This window comes from Desulfovibrio psychrotolerans (assembly GCF_013340305.1).
Lineage (GTDB): Bacteria > Desulfobacterota > Desulfovibrionia > Desulfovibrionales > Desulfovibrionaceae > Halodesulfovibrio > Halodesulfovibrio psychrotolerans.
Genome location: NZ_BLVP01000001.1, coordinates 409220 through 424799, shown reverse-complemented (window position 1 = coordinate 424799; position 15580 = coordinate 409220). Strand labels below are relative to the sequence as shown.

The window sequence follows — 15580 nt, the reverse complement described above, 5'->3', positions numbered from 1 at the left end:
GACATTACTGTGCATAACCTGCGAGAGAATCGCAGGTTATTTTTTTCTGCGTGCCGCCATGAACGCGGCAATGCCCGCAAGCCCGATGATATACCCAATGCCGCCTATGATATCCTGCAGGCTGGGGCCGCGTTGGGATTCTTCTGCAAGCTGTCTGCGGATGGGCGCGAGTTTTTTTTCCAGAGCCTCTTCCACGATGGTCCGCAGTTCATCCGATGCGGGCAGGGCTGCCTGCGGCTTGCCTGTCTGTGTTTTTTCGGCTGGCGTGGGTGCGGTGTGGGATTCCATAAACGGGGGCATGTCGCCGTCATCGCCTGTGACGGGCTTTTTCGCCTGCGGTGAGGCAGATGCGGGCGCGTGCTGCGTTTGTGACGGGGCTGGGGCGTATTCCGCACCCTTCACCGTCCACGTGTTCACATGGCCTTCATTGGCGTTCAGGGAGATGAGGATGTCCGGCCCTGCTGAGAGGATATGGGGCGGTATGGTGAAGCTCCATACGCCCGCTTCATCGGTCATGCCTTGCGCTATGGCGTCTCCCGTATCTTTGATGGTGGCCGTTACCTGACTGCTGCGGGCCTTGTTGCCGTTGCTGAAGGAGGATTCCGTGTGGATGGCGTTTCCTTCCACCCATGCGAAGATGTTCACGCGGTGGGCGTGGGCGTGTGTTGCCCAGAACAGGGAGGACAGCATGAACGCGGCAAGCATGGCGCACAGCAGACGGGACGGGGCTGCGACAAGGCACTGCGGGCGGGATGCCGGGGCAGTGCCTGATGTGCGGGTGGTTGGTGATGGCAGGGAGATGCGAGATATGCAGGAGATGCGTGACATACGGGGCCTCCGGTTTGTGCTGATGTGGTGTGACAATATTTCTAATCGTGCCACTGTGCAAGGAAAAGGAACCATGGTCGGGGATTACGGGCCCTATTCCGTTGCGGCGCACGGGGCAGCGATGCGGGGAGCATAAAGGTCTTTACAACGTGACCGCCGTTGCGTACTGTTCACGTAAACAGCTAGGGGAGCCATGCGGCAATGCAGCACGGCTGAGAGTGGGTGAAGCCCAGACCCTTTGAACCTGAACCGGCTTGCACCGGCGGAGGGAAGCTACAGCAGCCGCTGTTCCGTACAAGGGTTGCCGCCACGCTTGCCTCATCAGGGCAGGCGTTTTTTTGTTTGAGGCGCTCTGTTGCTTTTTGCCTGTCCGTTCATGGCGCACCGTTTTCGGGCGGTTTGAGAGTTGTTGAATTGTTCACCCGTGCTGCGGTAACGCGCCCGCACGGGTGCCGGGATTGGCTGGGGGAGTCCGCTTTGCGGCGGGCTGAGAGTGGGCATGGCCCAGACCCCTTGAACCTGAAGCGGTTCGGACCGCCGGAGGGAAGCCTGTGCTCCATGGGGGAGTGCGTTTACGGCTTGCCTTGCGGCAGGCCTTTTTTTGTTCCGGTCCGGTGCCGGACAACGGTGGGAGAGGGCATGATCATTCGTGTGAACGGTGAACAGGTGGAATGCGCGGAAAACATGCCCCTGCGGACTTTTCTGGAGGGCAGGGGGCTGGATGTGCGTTCCGTGGTGGTGGAGCATAACCGCTCCGTGGTTATGACCGATGCGTGGGAAGACGTCCGGCTGGCGGACGGGGATGAACTTGAAATCCTGCACTTTGTAGGAGGGGGCTGATGGAACACGACAACAACAACGATCCCTTGGTTATCGGCGGCAGCGTGCTGCAGAGCAGGCTGTTTGTCGGTACCGGGAAGTACGGCTCTGACGCAGTCATCCCCGAAGTTTGCCGGGCTTCCGGTTCACAGGTCATAACCGTGGCCCTGAGAAGGGTGGATATGCGCGCCGCCACGGGGAATGTGATGCAGCACATTCCGAAGCATATGCGGCTCCTGCCCAACACCTCCGGCGCGCGCGATGCCGAAGAGGCCGTGCGTATTGCCCGGCTGGCTCGCGCCGCCGGATGTGGCAACTGGATAAAGATTGAAGTCATCTCCGACAGCCGCTACCTGCTGCCAGACGGTTATCAGACGGCGCGGGCTACGGAAATACTGGCAAAGGAGGGGTTTGTGGTGCTGCCCTACATGAACCCTGACCTGTATGTGGCCCGTGATCTGGAAAATGCGGGAGCCGCCGCGGTGATGCCGCTGGGGGCACCCATAGGCACCAACCGGGGGCTGCGGACCAAGGAGATGATTGGGATTCTGATTGAGGAAATAGGGGTGCCCATTGTGGTGGATGCCGGAATAGGCAGGCCCTCTGAGGCGTGTGAGGCCATGGAGATGGGGGCGGATGCCTGTCTTGTGAATACCGCCATAGCCACGGCGGGCGACCCGGTTGCCATGGCCATGGCGTTTGGCGCGGCGGTACGGGCCGGACGGCAGGCTTTTCTTGCCAAGGCGGGACCTGTGCTCTGCGGCGGGGCCGATGCCTCTTCGCCCCTGACGGGCTTTTTGGGGGAGGCGTAAATGTCGTTCCTGCGGGTTGTGCAGGGGTATGAGGGGGCGGATATTCCGGGTGCGGCGCAGGCGGTGACCGAGGCGGACGTGCGCCGGGCACTGGAAAAACCCGTGCTGGGCCCGGATGAGTATCTGACCCTGCTTTCTCCCGCTGCGGCAGGGTTGCTGGAAGCCATGGCACAGCGCGCGAATGCGCTTTCTGTGCAGCACTTCGGGCGGACCATTCAGTTGTTCACGCCGTTGTATCTTTCCAACCACTGCACGAACCAGTGCGTGTATTGCGGATTCAACGCCCGCAACGATATTGCCCGGACCATGCTGGACGAGGAAGGAATTCTCCGTGAAGGGGAAGCCATTGCGGCTTCCGGGTTGAAGCAGCTTCTGCTGCTTACGGGGGATGCGCCGCGCAGGGCTTCCGCAGAGTATATCGGGCAGGCTGCCCGGACATTGCGCGACTTTTTTCCTTCGCTCGGCGTGGAGGTCTTTGCCATGCGGGAGGAGGAGTATGCGCATCTTTTGCGGTGCGGTGTGGATTCGCTGACGCTGTTTCAGGAGACATACAACCGCAGCCTGTATGCGGCGTTGCATCCCGCCGGCCCCAAGCGTGACTACACCTTCAGGCTGGATGCGCCGGAGCGCGGATGCCGCGCGGGGATGCGCTTGGTGAACGTGGGGGCGCTTCTGGGACTGGATGACTGGCGGCGCGATGCCTTTTTTACGGGTATGCATGCCCGGTATCTGCAAAAGAAGTATCCGCAGACAGATGTGGCGGTTTCGCTGCCGCGCATGCGGCCCCATGCCGGAGCGTTCCAGCCTGCCTCACTGGTGGGAGACAGGGAACTGGTGCAGATACTGCTTGCCCTGCGCATTTTTCTGCCGCGCTGCGGCATAACAATTTCTACCCGTGAGCCTGCCGTGTTGCGCGACCATCTTATTCCCCTTGGCGTGACCCGCATGTCTGCGGGAGTGAGCACCGCCGTGGGCGGACATGCCGGTGAAACGGAGAGTGTGGGGCAGTTTGAGATTTCCGATCCCCGGAGCGTGGAAGAGGTGTGCGATGCCATACGGCGGCGGGGGTATCAGCCGGTCTTCAAGGACTGGGAGCCTTTGGACGGCGTTTGCGCCGTGGCGGTGTAGCCGGGGCGTATGCGTGACGGAACACATAGGGAAGGGGTGATGGAAAACGGGACCGAGACGCTGTTCGACAGCGGGTTACGCCGGTATCTTACGCCGGAACAGGTGGAGATTCTGGCGACAGCGCGGGTGGGCATTGCCGGTGCGGGAGGGCTTGGGTCCAACTGCGCCATGCTGCTGGCGCGCTGCGGTGTGCGACAGTTTGTCATTGCAGACCATGACTGCGTGGACGGCTCCAACCTGAACCGGCAGTTCTATTTTCCCGATCAGGCCGGGCGCGCCAAGGTGGCGGCTCTGCGGGACAATCTTCTGGCGATTAATCCCGCCGTGTGTGTGACCATGCACCGGATAGAGCTGACACCTGCCTGCGTTTGCGGGGTTTTTGCGGGGTGCGGTGTGGTGGTGGAGGCACTGGACGGCGTGGACGGCAAGAAGATGATGGCGGAGGCTTTTTTGGGCCGCGGGGCGTTTTTTGTTTCCGCTTCCGGTATGGCGGGCTGGGGCGGTGCCGACATGCGGCGGCGCGCAGTGCGGGACGTGGCGGTGTTTGTGGGAGATTTTTCCAGTGACATAGCCACGATGCCGCCCATGGCGCCGCGTGTGATGATGGCGGCAGCCATGCAGGCGGACGCGGTGTTGGCGCATCTGCTCGGCACCTGCGTTGCGGACGGCGGTGCGTGCATGACGGAATCCACAGGGAGGGAGCCATGAAGCGGGTACTGGATACGGATATTTATGCGCTGACCGATGCGGGGCTTTCGCGCGGGAGGTCGGTGATAGAGGTGGCGGATGCCATGCTCCGCGCAGGCATACGGGTGCTGCAGTACCGGGAAAAGGAGCGCAAGGCGGGCGTGATGCTGGACGAATGCCTGCAGCTGCGCCGCATGACCCGCGAGGCGGGCTGCACCTTTATTGTGAATGACCATGTGGACATTGCCCTGCTGGTGGATGCGGACGGTGTGCATGTGGGGCAGGAGGACCTGCCTGTGGAGGCTGTGCGGCAGCTGGTGGGTCCGGACAGGATTATCGGGCTTTCCACCCATTCCCCGGAGCAATGCAGGGATGCCATAGCGCGGGGGGCGGACTACATAGGCGTGGGGCCCATATTCGCCACCAAAACCAAGAAGGATGTGTGTGCGCCCGTGGGATTGGAGTATCTGGACTACGTGGTGCAGAATCACGATATTCCCCATGTGGCCATAGGCGGCATAAAGCTGCACAACGCGGGCGAGGTGGTGCGCCGGGGGGCACGGTGCTGTGCGCTGGTTTCCGAGATTGTGGGGGCGGAAGACATAGGGGATATGGTGGCACGGCTGCGGCGCGCCATGGCGGTTTGACGCGGACGCGGGCTTGACGGTTGCTGTTTGCGGGACTAGAAGCTCTTTCGGACTCGGGGTTGTCACGCGGGCGGGGTATCCGTATGGTATGCGCCGTTCGTCCGGCAGCGGCGTAACGGTATGCCGTCTTGCCGGGTGATGGCTGAAGTGTGCGCGCGGAGGTGTTCCGCCGCATATACGGGTTTGCCGTCTGAACGGGACGATACCACCATCTGAGAGGAAACCATGTCCATAGATGATGAAATTCTGGATCTTCGGGATGATCTGGCTGATGCCGTCATCGAGGCGTTGATGGAATCTGGCTACAAAGACCTGAAGGTGGAAGGGTATGAGGATTTTCCGGCCCCGGAGCCTGTGAACGGGCATGTTCCCGACATTACCGCGCGCAACAAAAAGGGGATTACCTTTATTTTTGAGGTGATAACCAAGGAATTTTTTGCGGAGCAGGAAGTGGCGGACCGGATAAAGGCCTTTGCGGAGTTTGGTGATGAGGCCGAAGCGCAGTTTGTGGTCATTGTGCCCGAAGGTGAGGAAGGCTTTGCCAGCGCCTTCATCGAAGATCTTGATATTCCGCAGGACAGTGTGGAAATCTGGGAGGCCTGATGGCCTGCCCGTTCCGCACTCCACCCCGAGGAGCCTTTTCCCTTGCCCGCAACCATTGCCATTAACGGATTCGGCCGCATTGGCCGTTATCTTGCCCGTTTGCTCAAGGATGATCCGCACCTGCACGTGACGGCGGTGAATGATCTCATGAGCCTGCAGGAAGCCATGCACCTGCTGGAATATGATTCCGTGCACGGGCGTTTTTGTGACGTGCGGCCTTTGCCGGGAACGGAACAGGGGTTTATGCTGGGCGGGCGGCCCGTGCGCTACGGCAGCGCGAAGCCTGAGCAGTGGGACTGGAGCGGGTGCGACATTCTTGTGGAGGCGGCCGGACCCTTTGCCGACAGGGAAAGCTGCCGGAAGCATATGCAGGCCGGGGCCCGCAGGGTGGTTGTGGCGTGTCCTGCGCCGGATGCGGACGCCACCATTATTCCCGGCGTGAACGGGCATACGCTTGCTGCGGAGCAACGTGTGCTTTCATGCGCCTCGTGCACCACGAACTGCCTTGCCCTGCCCGTGCAGCATATTCAGCGGGCGTTCGGCATCCGCAGCGGATACATGACCACCATTCATCCCTATACCATGCGGCAGCGGCTGCTGGACGGCAGCCATGACGACCTGCGCCGCGCGCGTGCCTGCGGCATGAACATGCTGCCCACGCCCACGGGGGCCACCTGCACGGTGGCAAGCGTTCTTCCCGAGCTTGCGGGCAGGTTGCAGGGGATTGCCTTCCGGGTGCCCACAGCCAGTGTTTCGCTTATAGACCTTGTGTGTGAGCTGGAGCGGGAGACCTGCGCGGAAGAGGTGAACACCCTGCTGCGGTCACACGCGGACGAGCATATGGGGTACACGGAGGAGCCGCTGGTTTCGGTGGATTACAAGGGCTGCACATGGGGCAGCGTGGTGGACGGGACGCTCACCACGGTGACGGACGGCACCATGCTGCGGCTTGTGGCGTGGTATGACAACGAGGCCAGTTTTTCCAACCAGCTTGTGAGGCTGCTGCGCATGGTGGCCCGGCTGGGGTAGCGGCGCGGCACGCATCTGTCCCGCACTCCCTTTTGCTATGCGCCTGCGAAGGGCGGATAATCCCGTAAGGCTTTCGCCTTTACGGGCCTTTTTTGTGCCTTACCCCCCCCACACCCGACATAGGCCTTTATGAACCTGTTGCGCTGCGGATGGCCTGCAGGAAGCGTGAGCGCAGAGCATCGCCCATGAGGGCCTTTTTAACCGGGGAGAGGCGGAGAAAGCCGCCGACGAGGCCGCGCATGAAGGCTTGTGTGCGGCTGTTCGGGTTATCGAAGATGAGGTTCTGGAAGGTGCCGCGTTCCAGACATTGCAGGATGACGCGCTCAAAGGAGTCTTCCGGATGGAAGACGCGTTGGGCGCGTTTTTTCAGGTGGAGGCTCTGCTGCGGGCATTTGAGGGCGCAGACGCCGCAGCCGAGACAGAGGGAGGTGTCTACCACGGCTCTACGCTGCCTGCGGGGGGAGGTTCCGCGCTGCGGAGAATCCGGGCCGGCGGGAGCAGAGTCCGGGCTGACGTGTACAGGACGGGGCATGTCTTCAAGGCGGATGGCATTGATGGGGCAGGCTTTGGCGCACAGTCCGCAACCGTTGCAGGTCTCTGCCGCACAGTGGGCGATGTAGCCTGAGGAAACCAGTATGCCCGCGTATCCCGTGGTGCGGATGCCGTGGAGCAGGTTGCAGCAGCAGCCGCAGCAGTGGCAGATGAATCCTGCCCCCTGACGGACGTTGTCGGTGGAGAGCACGAAGCCCATGTCGCGGGAGCGGTGGAGGATATCGAGCATCTCGGCGCGGTCTATGGGGCGGGCAAAGTTGTTGCGGATGAGGAAGTCTGCCGCTGGTCCCATGGAGGTGCAGGTTTCCATAGGCACATCGGGCACATCGCAGCCACGGGTGCCGAGGTGGTGCTTTTCGTGCCTGCATGAACAGAGGCCCACCGCGAAACGTGTGTTCTGTTCGATGAGGGCGGAGGCTTTTTCGTAATCCAGAATTTCTGTGTGGTCGGCCTGAGGGATGGCCTGCTCGTGCGGCAGGGCGCGCATGACGGATACCTGCTGGGCATCGCCGAAGTTGGCGTCCAGAAAGGCGGTGTCGCCGAACATATAGCGCTGGAACAGTTCCGCCCACTGGGCGCTTGCCAGTCTGCCCCCGGTGCGCATCATGCTGAATTCAAAAAAGCCGATGACAAAGGGGCTGATCATGTAGAGGTATTCGTTGCCTTCCCAGATGTCGCAGACAAGGCCCTTGCCGCACAGGGTTTCCAGCATGGGGCGCAGGGCGGTTTCGTCCATGCCGGTTATGGCGGCGACCCGTGCGAGGGGAGAGGGGCGGTAGGGCATGCGGAGGACGAGATCGGCCTCTGCGGGGGTGTACAGGGCAACGAGCAGGTCGCGGAACGCATCGTTCCACGGGGTGCGCACGGAAGTGTTGTCTATCTTTTCTCCGAGCTTGCGGTAGATATCTTTGCCGACGATGTGGCCCATGGCGTGTGTTCTATCGCGCCATGTGGTGCAGCATGGCGGTGGCCTGTGCCGCGGCAGCCACCAGTACGAGCGGGATGGCGAGCACGATGGAAGCCTTGTGGCGCAGGGGTGTTTCGCTGCACATGACCCGCAGCCAGAGCAGTGAGGCGGTGATGGGCAGCACTGCGGCGGCACCCCACAGCCATATGGCCGGGTCTGCCAGAGGAGTGGCGGCCGCGTGGGGGCGCAGAAGCAGGAAGGCCAGCCACGAAGCGGGAATGAGCTGGAGGAGCAGGGGGGCGATGCTCCAGCGTACGCAGTAGGGCAGGGCGAACTTGTAATAGTCGCGTCCGAAGTCGTCCTGATTGCGGCGCATGAGCAGGTAGGCCTGAGCGAACATGCCCGCAGCCCCAAGGCCGCCAACTACGCACTGGGCGAGGAAGAACCAGAATCTGGCATCGGGGATTGCGGTGTACACGGCGAGGAGCAGTTCCGCCGTGGTGGCCTGCGGGGCAACGTGGTGGCCGGGTTTGAGCATGGCGGCGGCAAGGCCGAGGAACAGGAACAGTGCGGCGAGCATGGCAACGGAGGCAAAGCCGCCCAGCAGGGAGTGCAGGGACTTGTTGCCGCGCAGGGGAGTCCACGAAAGGGTGTAGGCGGTGCTGAGCACCATGCCCAGCGCCAGTGCGCCCACGCATATGAATACGGGCAGGCGGAAGGGACCTTCAAACAGGTCCGGGTGCTGTATGGCGAGGTGTGCGGTGCCCGCTGCTGCGGAGGCGAACAGGACGCCGCCGACCATGGTGCCCATGGTGGCTATCTGCCGTGCGCATTTGTCGTAGAAGACCTTGCTGCGCCGGACGGCAAGGCGCTGGCTGACCACAGCGATGAGCGGACTTGCCACTGCCGCCAGAAGGATGGTGAGCATGAGGCCGGCCATGAGGCCGGTGGCGGCGAACTGGGCTATCATATGCATTGGAGTCATGCGGTGTGCTCCTTGTCTTGCGGTTGGGCAATGGCGGTGCGGGTTGCGGCGGAATGAGCGGGCTTCCGCGCTGTTTTGCTGCGGGTGCCCGGAACAGTTCCTGTGCTGCGCTTGTGCCCCTATTCCGTGTGCAACGCGGGGGAAAAGGCGTTTACGCTGGCGCAGAGTGCCCGGACCGGCAACGGTCTTGTGCCTCAATTTGCCGTGGGTGGCAAGGCCCGTGTGGGATGGCAACGGGGTCTGAGGGGGGATTAACGCGCATTGTTTCTTGAAAAAACTCGACGGCTCGCCTATTGCTAGGGAGGCAACGGATTAGGGAGTGTTCTTATCCCGGCGCACGGGCATGCGTTTATCTTTTGCCGCTGTTCTCACCGTTTGCCGCATTTGTGAGGATGCCGTGTGCGGAAACCAAGCCGGAGGCGTTATGGGTTACAGGATATTGTGTTGTCTGCTGTTCGTCGCGTGCACGGCGTGCACACCCAGTCAGGTGTCGCAGGACAGGGCGCACAGTGATGAGTGGCGGCTGCAGAATATCGAGGCGCGGTTTCTGGAGTTTCAGGAGGCGAGCAAAGCCCGTGAAGCTGAGTTGCTGGAGTCTGTACGCAGGCTGGAGGGCGAGCTGGTTACTGTGAAGCAGGAATTGGGCGACACAAGAACACGTGCCGCTGAGCTGACAGCGGAAACCGCCGCTACGCGTGAGGCGTTGCGTGCGCGGCATGTGGCGGCGGGCGGCAGTCCTGCGGATTTTCCGGCCCCGGTGCCGGTAAGCACGGCATCATCCGCATCGGGTGAGGGCCGGGTGCCTGCTCCTGTTGCTGCTCCTGCCCCTGCAAGCACATCTGCGAGCACATCTGCGGGAGTGGCTTCCGCTGCGGGGGTAACGGCAATGGCGGCTTCCGGTTCCGGTACTGCCGCTTCTGCGGGCGGCCCGGTGACCGACAAGAGAACTGGGCAGGTATCAGAACAGGCATCAGAACAGGCATCTGGCCAAACATCCGGCCAAGCATCTGGCCAAACATCTGGTCAGGCATCTGGCCAAACATCTGGTCAGGCAACAGGACAGGTAGCAGCGTCCGCCAAGGCGGCGTCTGATGCACCCGGCCATTCCCCGCAGGCAGCATCATCCGCATCGGCTGCTTCTTCCGGTGCTCCGGCAGACCAAGGTGGCGCTGCTTCTGCGTCCGCCGGGGCTGCTGTGGCAACGGCTGTGGAAGAGGCGGCATCCGCAGCCCGTGCAGAACCTGAGCCGCAGCAGGTTGCCATGGATATTCCCGCGTTGCGGGGAGAGCTTTCCGGTGCTGAACGGCGCTATGAGGAAGGGCTTTCGCTGGTGCGTGCGGGCGAGGTGGATAAAGGGCGGCGGGTTCTGGATTCCTTTATCGGCGATTTTCCCAACCATGCCCTTGTGCCCAATGCCCTGTACTGGATGGGAGAGACCTACTATCACGAAAAGCGCTACGCGCAGGCGGTGCTGACCTTCAAGGAGGTTGTGCGCCGTTTTCCCAAGCACGACAAGGCCGCTGCCGCCATGCTCAAGGTGGGTTTCTCCTACGAGAAGCTGGGGGACAACAGCAACGCCCGGTTTTATCTGCAAACGCTTGTGGACGAATATCCCGACTCCGCTCCGGCACAGATGGCGCGTGAACGCGTAGCCACCCTGTAGGTTCGTGCCAGACATATGACACAGCAAGAACCCGGCCCGCAGCAGATTCCGGCATCGCAGCCGCACACAGGCAGGCATGCCGGAGCCTACACCCTTGGCGGTATGAACGCCGCGCAGCGCACGGAATTCTGGGCATCTCTGGCCTTGCGGCACACAGCAAGGCTTGGGCCGCGTACATGGAAGCGGCTGCTTGAGGAGTATCCTTCTCCCTACGCCGCTGTGCTGGATGCGGCTCATTGGGTGCGCCGCTGCGGTATTGCCGCGCGTCTTGTTTCCGAATTTAGGTCCGAGAGGTGGCGTGGCCCTGCCCGGCTGGAGTGGGAGACCGCAGGAGCGGGGGGATGGCGCGTGCTGCTGTGGACGGATGCCCGGTATCCCCAGCGGCTGCGGGAAATAGCTGACCCGCCCATATTCCTGTATTATGAAGGAGATGCCGGTCTGCTTTCCAACCCTGGCGTGGGGGTTGTCGGCTCGCGGTCGTGTTCGCGGGACGGCATTGCCACCACGCGTGAGTTGTGCCGCCGACTTTCCGTTTCCGGCGTGACCACCGTTTCCGGCCTTGCGAGAGGCATAGACAGCGAGGCACACCGCGCAGCCCTTGCCGGGTGGGGCAGCACCATTGCGGTGCTGGGTACGGGGCCGGACTGTGTGTATCCGCCCGAGAACGCTCAACTGCATGCGGCCATACGCGAGGGGGGATTGATTCTTTCCGAGTTTGCTCCCGGCACAATGCCGGAGGCCAGAAATTTTCCCATGCGCAACAGGATTATCAGCGGACTTTCGCTGGGAGTGCTGGTGGTGGAGGCGGCCAAACGCAGCGGCAGCCTGATTACGGCGAAACATGCCCTTGAACAGGGCCGGGAAGTGTTTGCCGTTCCCGGCAGTGTGCGGGCGCGTACGTCTTCCGGCTGCCATGACCTTATCCGGCAGGGGGCCAAGGCGGTGTTCTGCTGTGATGATGTGCTGGTGGAGATTGCGCCACTGCTGGGCATGAGCATAACCGACTGGCCTGCCCCCGGTGAAGCATGCCGCAATGGCCGAGATGATTCCCTTGACGATTCCCTTGATGATGCCCGTGACGAGGCGGGCGACGAGGCGGAAGCCGTTTCTGTTCCCGCCCGGCGGCCCGGCGGCAGGGCTGCGCGGAGAGGGCCGGGTTCCGGTGATGTGGGCGGTAACGCCTTTCAGGGCGTGCCCGGTGCCCGGCGTGAGGTCAGAAAGGATGCCGGACAGGGTGCTCCCTGCACGGACGATATGACGCCGGATGAAAAATTGGCATACGAACTGCTTGCAACGTGTGAGTCACTGCATATTGACGAATTGTGCCGCAGCCTGTCGTGGCAGGCGGGCAAGGCAAGCGGTGTTCTGCTGATGCTGGAAGTGCAGGGCGCGGTACGCCAGTTGCCAGGCATGCATTACAGCGTTACCCTGTAGCGCGTTTCGGAACCTTGTTTCTTCTTGCACACGTGAGAGACCATGCAGAAAATTCCTGTCAAACTTGCCGCACCGGGCATGATTCTCGCCAAGCCCGTGGTTCGGGACAACGGCATAACCCTTGTGGGCGAGGGCGTGGAGCTTACCGAATCGCTTATTGCGCGTTTTGAGCAGTCCGGCGTGGGGTCTGTGACCGTGCAGGGCAACCCCGTGCAGATGGACGGGCTTGCGGGGGGAACGGATTTCGGCAGGCGGGCGGAGCGGATGGAACACCTGTTCCGCAAGCATGGTGATGACCCGTTCATGATGACCATGAAGAAGGTGCTGGTGCAGTACTTCAGGCTGAAGGCGGCTTCGGCTGCCGCAGCAGCCGCTGCTGAAAGGGTGACGGACGAAAACGGCGGTGCGCCGGAGGAAACGGGCAGGGGGAATGAGGCGAATGGGGTGAACGGCAAAGTCGCACCGGGCAGCGCAGGGAGGGCAAAGGCATGACGACGCAGGACATGCGTACCGAATACAAAGGTAAGGTTCTTGCCGTGAAGAATCTGCCTACCCTGCCCAAGGTGCTGGAAGAGGTGACCGCCCTGATGGAGGACCCCAATACCTCTATAGAGCAGATAGCCAAGGTCATTACCTTTGATCAGGTGCTCTCCGCCAAGGTGCTGAAGATGGTCAATTCGCCCGTGTACGGATTTCCGGGGCGCATAAGCTCCATTCAGCACGCGCTGGTACTGCTGGGGTTTAACGTCATCCGGGGGCTTATCATATCCACCTCTGTGTTTGACGAGATGAACAAAGCCATGGTGGGACTGTGGGAACACAGCGTGGGCTGCGCCCTTGCCAGCGGTGAAATTGCCAAGGTGCTGGGACTGAAAGACCCGGAGGAGTATGCCGTGGCGGGGCTGCTGCACGATCTGGGCAAGGTGGTTTCGGCAGTGCAGTTACCGGAGATCAAGCCGGAACTGGAAGCCATGGTGCGGGACGGGGACATAAGTTTTCTGGCGGCGGAAAAGAAGTTACTGGGATTCGGGCATGACCGGGTGAACGCGTGGCTTGCGGCGCACTGGAACCTGCCCCCCGCCATTTCCGAAGCCATATCCTATCATCACAAGCCGCTCAGTGCCCGCAACTACACCAAGTATGCCTGTGTGGTACATATGGGAAATTTTTTGACCCGCGTGTTCGAATACGGCAACGGCGGCGACGACAACGTGCCCGTGATGCAGCCCCACGCCATGAAGCTGCTGGGACTGAACCAGCGGATGCTGGAGAATGTTCTGGACAGGCTTTCCGACGCGTTCATGGATATTTCCGACCTGAAGTTGACCTAGGCGGCAGCCATGCTAACGGCGAACAGGGACAAGGAACCGATCCGGGCGTTTCTTATTTCGGGGGACGGGGCGTTTGTGCGCAACGTGATATCCCTCTGGGACGGGAGCGTTATTCAGTGGACCGTGTTCTCTAAGGCGGGACCGGCTGTGGACCAGTTGTTCACGGACCCGCCGGAGTTGCTCGTTTCTGACGCCGTGCTGCCGGATATGTCCGGCGAAGCACTGGTGGCGCTGGTGAAGGGAGAAAACGTGTACAGGCAGATTCCGGTGCTGCTCTGCCTGCCGCGCGAAACGCTTTTTGCCCCGAGGGACTGGTCCGCCATGGAGGCGGACGATTTTGTGCTGCTGCCGTTTGAGCCGGAAGAGTTCCGTGCCCGGGTTGAACTGACGCTGAACCGCATGTCCCGTTCGCTGGACGCCAATCCGCTTACCCGGTTGCCCGGCAACACCACCATTATACAGTTTATCCGGGAGCATATTGAACGCAGGCGCGATTTTGCCCTTGGCTATGCTGATCTGGATAATTTTAAGGCATTTAACGACAAGTACGGTTTTGCGCGCGGCGATGAGGCGCTGATGATGACGGCGCGCATCATCGTGAACACGGTGCGACGGTTTCCCGGTCCGCCTTCCTTTGTGGGGCATGTGGGCGGGGATGACTTTGTGTTTGCGCTGCCGCTTCATTGCGTGGAGGAGGCGTGCAGGCAACTGGTTTCCAGTTTCGACGCCATTGTTCCCAGCTTGTATGATGAAAAAGACAGGGAATGCGGGTGCATTCTTTCTACCGACAGGCAGGGGCGACCACAGAGTTTTCCGCTTATGGGCATTTCCATTGCCGTGGTCTGCAACCGCAACGGGAGCCTGACGCATTACGGGCAGGTATCTGCCATTGCCATGCAACTGAAGAAGAAAGCCAAGGAAGACCCCGGGAGCGTGTATGTCATCGACCAGCGGGCGCAATAGGGGAAGGACGGCGGAGCGGCAGGGCGGGCATGGCACCATGCCGGAACTGCCGGAACTGCCGGATACGGCGGAGATGTATATGGGGCATCTGGCCGTGGAGAAAGGCTATTCCGACGCCACTGTTGCCGCCTATGCCCGTGACCTGCATCAGTTTGAGTCCTACTTGCAGACGCGTTCGCTCTCGCTGGATGCGCCGCAGGACATAACCCGGCAGGCGGTGCAGGGATTTTTGGCGGACCTGCACCGACAGCGGATGAACAAGACCTCCATGGGGCGCAAGCTCTCATCCCTGCGCGGTTTTTTTCGTTACCTTGCCAGACGGAAGATGATTCAGGCCATTCCTACGGACGGAGTGCGCAACCCCAAGACCGAGACCCGCCATCCCAAGGCGTTGAACGTGGACCAGACCTTTGCTGTGCTGGACGGGAAACGGCAGACAACGGCGGAGGCGACCCGCAACAGGAGCAACGCGCGTGAGCAGCTTGCCCGTGACCTTGCACTTGCGGAGTTGCTGTATGGTTCTGGGCTGCGCATATCGGAGGCGCTGGCGCTGAACGTGCACGACGTGAACCCGGCATCCGGCATGGTGCGGGTGATGGGCAAGGGCAGCAAGGAACGCATGGCACCGCTTTCTGACACGGCGAAGGATGCCTTGCAGGAGTGGATGCGCCAGCGTGAGACGCTGGATGCGGGCGGAAGGGAGCCTGCCCTGTTTGTGGGGGCGCGGGGAGGCAGGCTGAACCGCAGGCAGGCGGCACGGATTATTGAGGATTTGTGTTTGCGCGTGGGGTTGCCGCAGGCTATTTCGCCGCACGGGTTGCGGCATTCGTTTGCCACGCACCTGCTTGAGGCGGGAGCGGACATGCGCTGCGTGCAGGAGTTGCTGGGGCATGCCCGGCTGACCACCACGCAGCGGTATACCCACCTGAATCTGGCGCGGCTGGTGGAGGTGTATGACAAGGCACACCCCAAGGCGCATGCTCCCGGCCCCGCCCGGTCTTCCGCAGCGGCGTCCGCTTCTGCGGCCCCTGCGTCCGCTCCCCGGACGGAGGATAGCTATACGTCCGGGCAGGCACCTGTTCCGCACAGGAGCGCCAAGGGGCGCACCGGAAAGTCGTAACCGGGGCACAGGAACGGTGCTTTGTTCCTCTGTTGTTCCTGCGCCATGGTTGGACTGGGTCTGAACTGTTTC

The 15580-nt window shown here is 61.8% G+C and carries 16 protein-coding genes and 2 riboswitches; of the genes, 13 read left to right on the top strand and 3 right to left on the bottom strand.

Annotated elements, in window-relative coordinates:
* Positions 1 to 36: 36 nt before the first annotated feature.
* Complete coding sequence (locus tag HUV26_RS01870) at positions 37 to 828, bottom strand: NikL family nickel/cobalt ECF transporter subunit (RefSeq protein ID WP_174408387.1); 792 nt, start codon at positions 826 to 828, stop codon at positions 37 to 39.
* A gap of 174 nt (positions 829 to 1002) precedes the next feature.
* A riboswitch (TPP riboswitch) is annotated at positions 1003 to 1116 on the top strand.
* A 166-nt stretch (positions 1117 to 1282) separates the two neighbouring features.
* Positions 1283 to 1391: riboswitch (TPP riboswitch) on the top strand.
* A 76-nt stretch (positions 1392 to 1467) separates the two neighbouring features.
* On the opposite strand from HUV26_RS01870, the gene thiS reads away from it, so the two are divergent.
* The 7 genes from thiS to HUV26_RS01835 all read left to right on the top strand — a co-directional run bounded on the left by thiS (position 1468) and on the right by HUV26_RS01835 (position 6553).
* Entirely contained in the window at positions 1468 to 1668 is a 201-nt protein-coding gene (gene thiS / locus HUV26_RS01865) for a sulfur carrier protein ThiS (RefSeq protein ID WP_174408386.1), read from the top strand.
* Positions 1668 to 2459 carry a thiazole synthase gene (locus HUV26_RS01860; RefSeq protein ID WP_174408385.1) on the top strand — a complete coding sequence of 264 codons (792 nt, stop codon included), beginning with the start codon at positions 1668 to 1670 and terminating at the stop codon, positions 2457 to 2459. Before thiS ends, HUV26_RS01860 begins: the two co-directional genes overlap by 1 nt.
* Positions 2460 to 3587: a 2-iminoacetate synthase ThiH gene (gene thiH / locus HUV26_RS01855; protein WP_174408384.1), complete on the top strand. Its 1128-nt coding sequence runs from the start codon at positions 2460 to 2462 to the stop codon at positions 3585 to 3587.
* Between the two features lie 39 nt (positions 3588 to 3626).
* Positions 3627 to 4295 (top strand): sulfur carrier protein ThiS adenylyltransferase ThiF, encoded by a 669-nt coding sequence (thiF, locus tag HUV26_RS01850; RefSeq protein WP_174408383.1) that lies wholly within the window; start codon positions 3627 to 3629, stop codon positions 4293 to 4295.
* The gene (gene thiE, locus HUV26_RS01845; RefSeq protein ID WP_174408382.1) at positions 4292 to 4921 is read left to right on the top strand and encodes a thiamine phosphate synthase; all 630 of its coding nucleotides are present in this window, start codon (positions 4292 to 4294) and stop codon (positions 4919 to 4921) included. Before thiF ends, thiE begins: the two co-directional genes overlap by 4 nt.
* 225 nt (positions 4922 to 5146) lie before the next feature.
* Positions 5147 to 5524, top strand: a complete 378-nt coding sequence (locus HUV26_RS01840) for a hypothetical protein (protein ID WP_174408381.1) — start codon at positions 5147 to 5149, stop codon at positions 5522 to 5524.
* Between the two features lie 42 nt (positions 5525 to 5566).
* Positions 5567 to 6553: a type I glyceraldehyde-3-phosphate dehydrogenase gene (locus HUV26_RS01835; RefSeq protein ID WP_174408380.1), complete on the top strand. Its 987-nt coding sequence runs from the start codon at positions 5567 to 5569 to the stop codon at positions 6551 to 6553.
* Positions 6554 to 6680: 127 nt separating this feature from the next.
* Here the strand turns inward: HUV26_RS01835 and HUV26_RS01830 are convergent, their stop codons facing one another.
* Both HUV26_RS01830 and HUV26_RS01825 read right to left on the bottom strand, forming a co-directional pair.
* Positions 6681 to 8033, bottom strand: coding sequence for an ATP-binding protein (locus tag HUV26_RS01830; protein WP_174408379.1), 1353 nt, complete (start codon positions 8031 to 8033; stop codon positions 6681 to 6683).
* A 10-nt stretch (positions 8034 to 8043) separates the two neighbouring features.
* Positions 8044 to 8997 carry a hypothetical protein gene (locus HUV26_RS01825; protein WP_174408378.1) on the bottom strand — a complete coding sequence of 318 codons (954 nt, stop codon included), beginning with the start codon at positions 8995 to 8997 and terminating at the stop codon, positions 8044 to 8046.
* Positions 8998 to 9421: 424 nt separating this feature from the next.
* Between HUV26_RS01825 and ybgF the strand changes: the two genes are divergently transcribed.
* Genes ybgF through HUV26_RS01795 form a run of 6 tightly spaced genes read left to right on the top strand, consistent with a single transcriptional unit; the run spans position 9422 to position 15508 of the window.
* On the top strand, positions 9422 to 10660 hold the full coding sequence (gene ybgF, locus HUV26_RS16750) for a tol-pal system protein YbgF (RefSeq protein ID WP_243451215.1): 1239 nt from the start codon (positions 9422 to 9424) through the stop codon (positions 10658 to 10660).
* A gap of 15 nt (positions 10661 to 10675) precedes the next feature.
* Positions 10676 to 12094 (top strand): DNA-processing protein DprA, encoded by a 1419-nt coding sequence (gene dprA, locus HUV26_RS01815; RefSeq protein WP_174408377.1) that lies wholly within the window; start codon positions 10676 to 10678, stop codon positions 12092 to 12094.
* A 42-nt stretch (positions 12095 to 12136) separates the two neighbouring features.
* Positions 12137 to 12586 carry a hypothetical protein gene (locus HUV26_RS01810; RefSeq protein WP_174408376.1) on the top strand — a complete coding sequence of 150 codons (450 nt, stop codon included), beginning with the start codon at positions 12137 to 12139 and terminating at the stop codon, positions 12584 to 12586.
* The gene (locus HUV26_RS01805; RefSeq protein ID WP_174408375.1) at positions 12583 to 13425 is read left to right on the top strand and encodes an HDOD domain-containing protein; all 843 of its coding nucleotides are present in this window, start codon (positions 12583 to 12585) and stop codon (positions 13423 to 13425) included. The genes HUV26_RS01810 and HUV26_RS01805 overlap by 4 nt, the downstream gene beginning before the upstream one ends.
* Positions 13426 to 13434: 9 nt before the next feature.
* The gene (locus HUV26_RS01800) at positions 13435 to 14388 is read left to right on the top strand and encodes a GGDEF domain-containing protein (RefSeq protein ID WP_174408374.1); all 954 of its coding nucleotides are present in this window, start codon (positions 13435 to 13437) and stop codon (positions 14386 to 14388) included.
* On the top strand, positions 14363 to 15508 hold the full coding sequence (locus HUV26_RS01795) for a tyrosine recombinase XerC (RefSeq protein ID WP_373869044.1): 1146 nt from the start codon (positions 14363 to 14365) through the stop codon (positions 15506 to 15508). The genes HUV26_RS01800 and HUV26_RS01795 overlap by 26 nt, the downstream gene beginning before the upstream one ends.
* Positions 15509 to 15580: the final 72 nt, after the last annotated feature.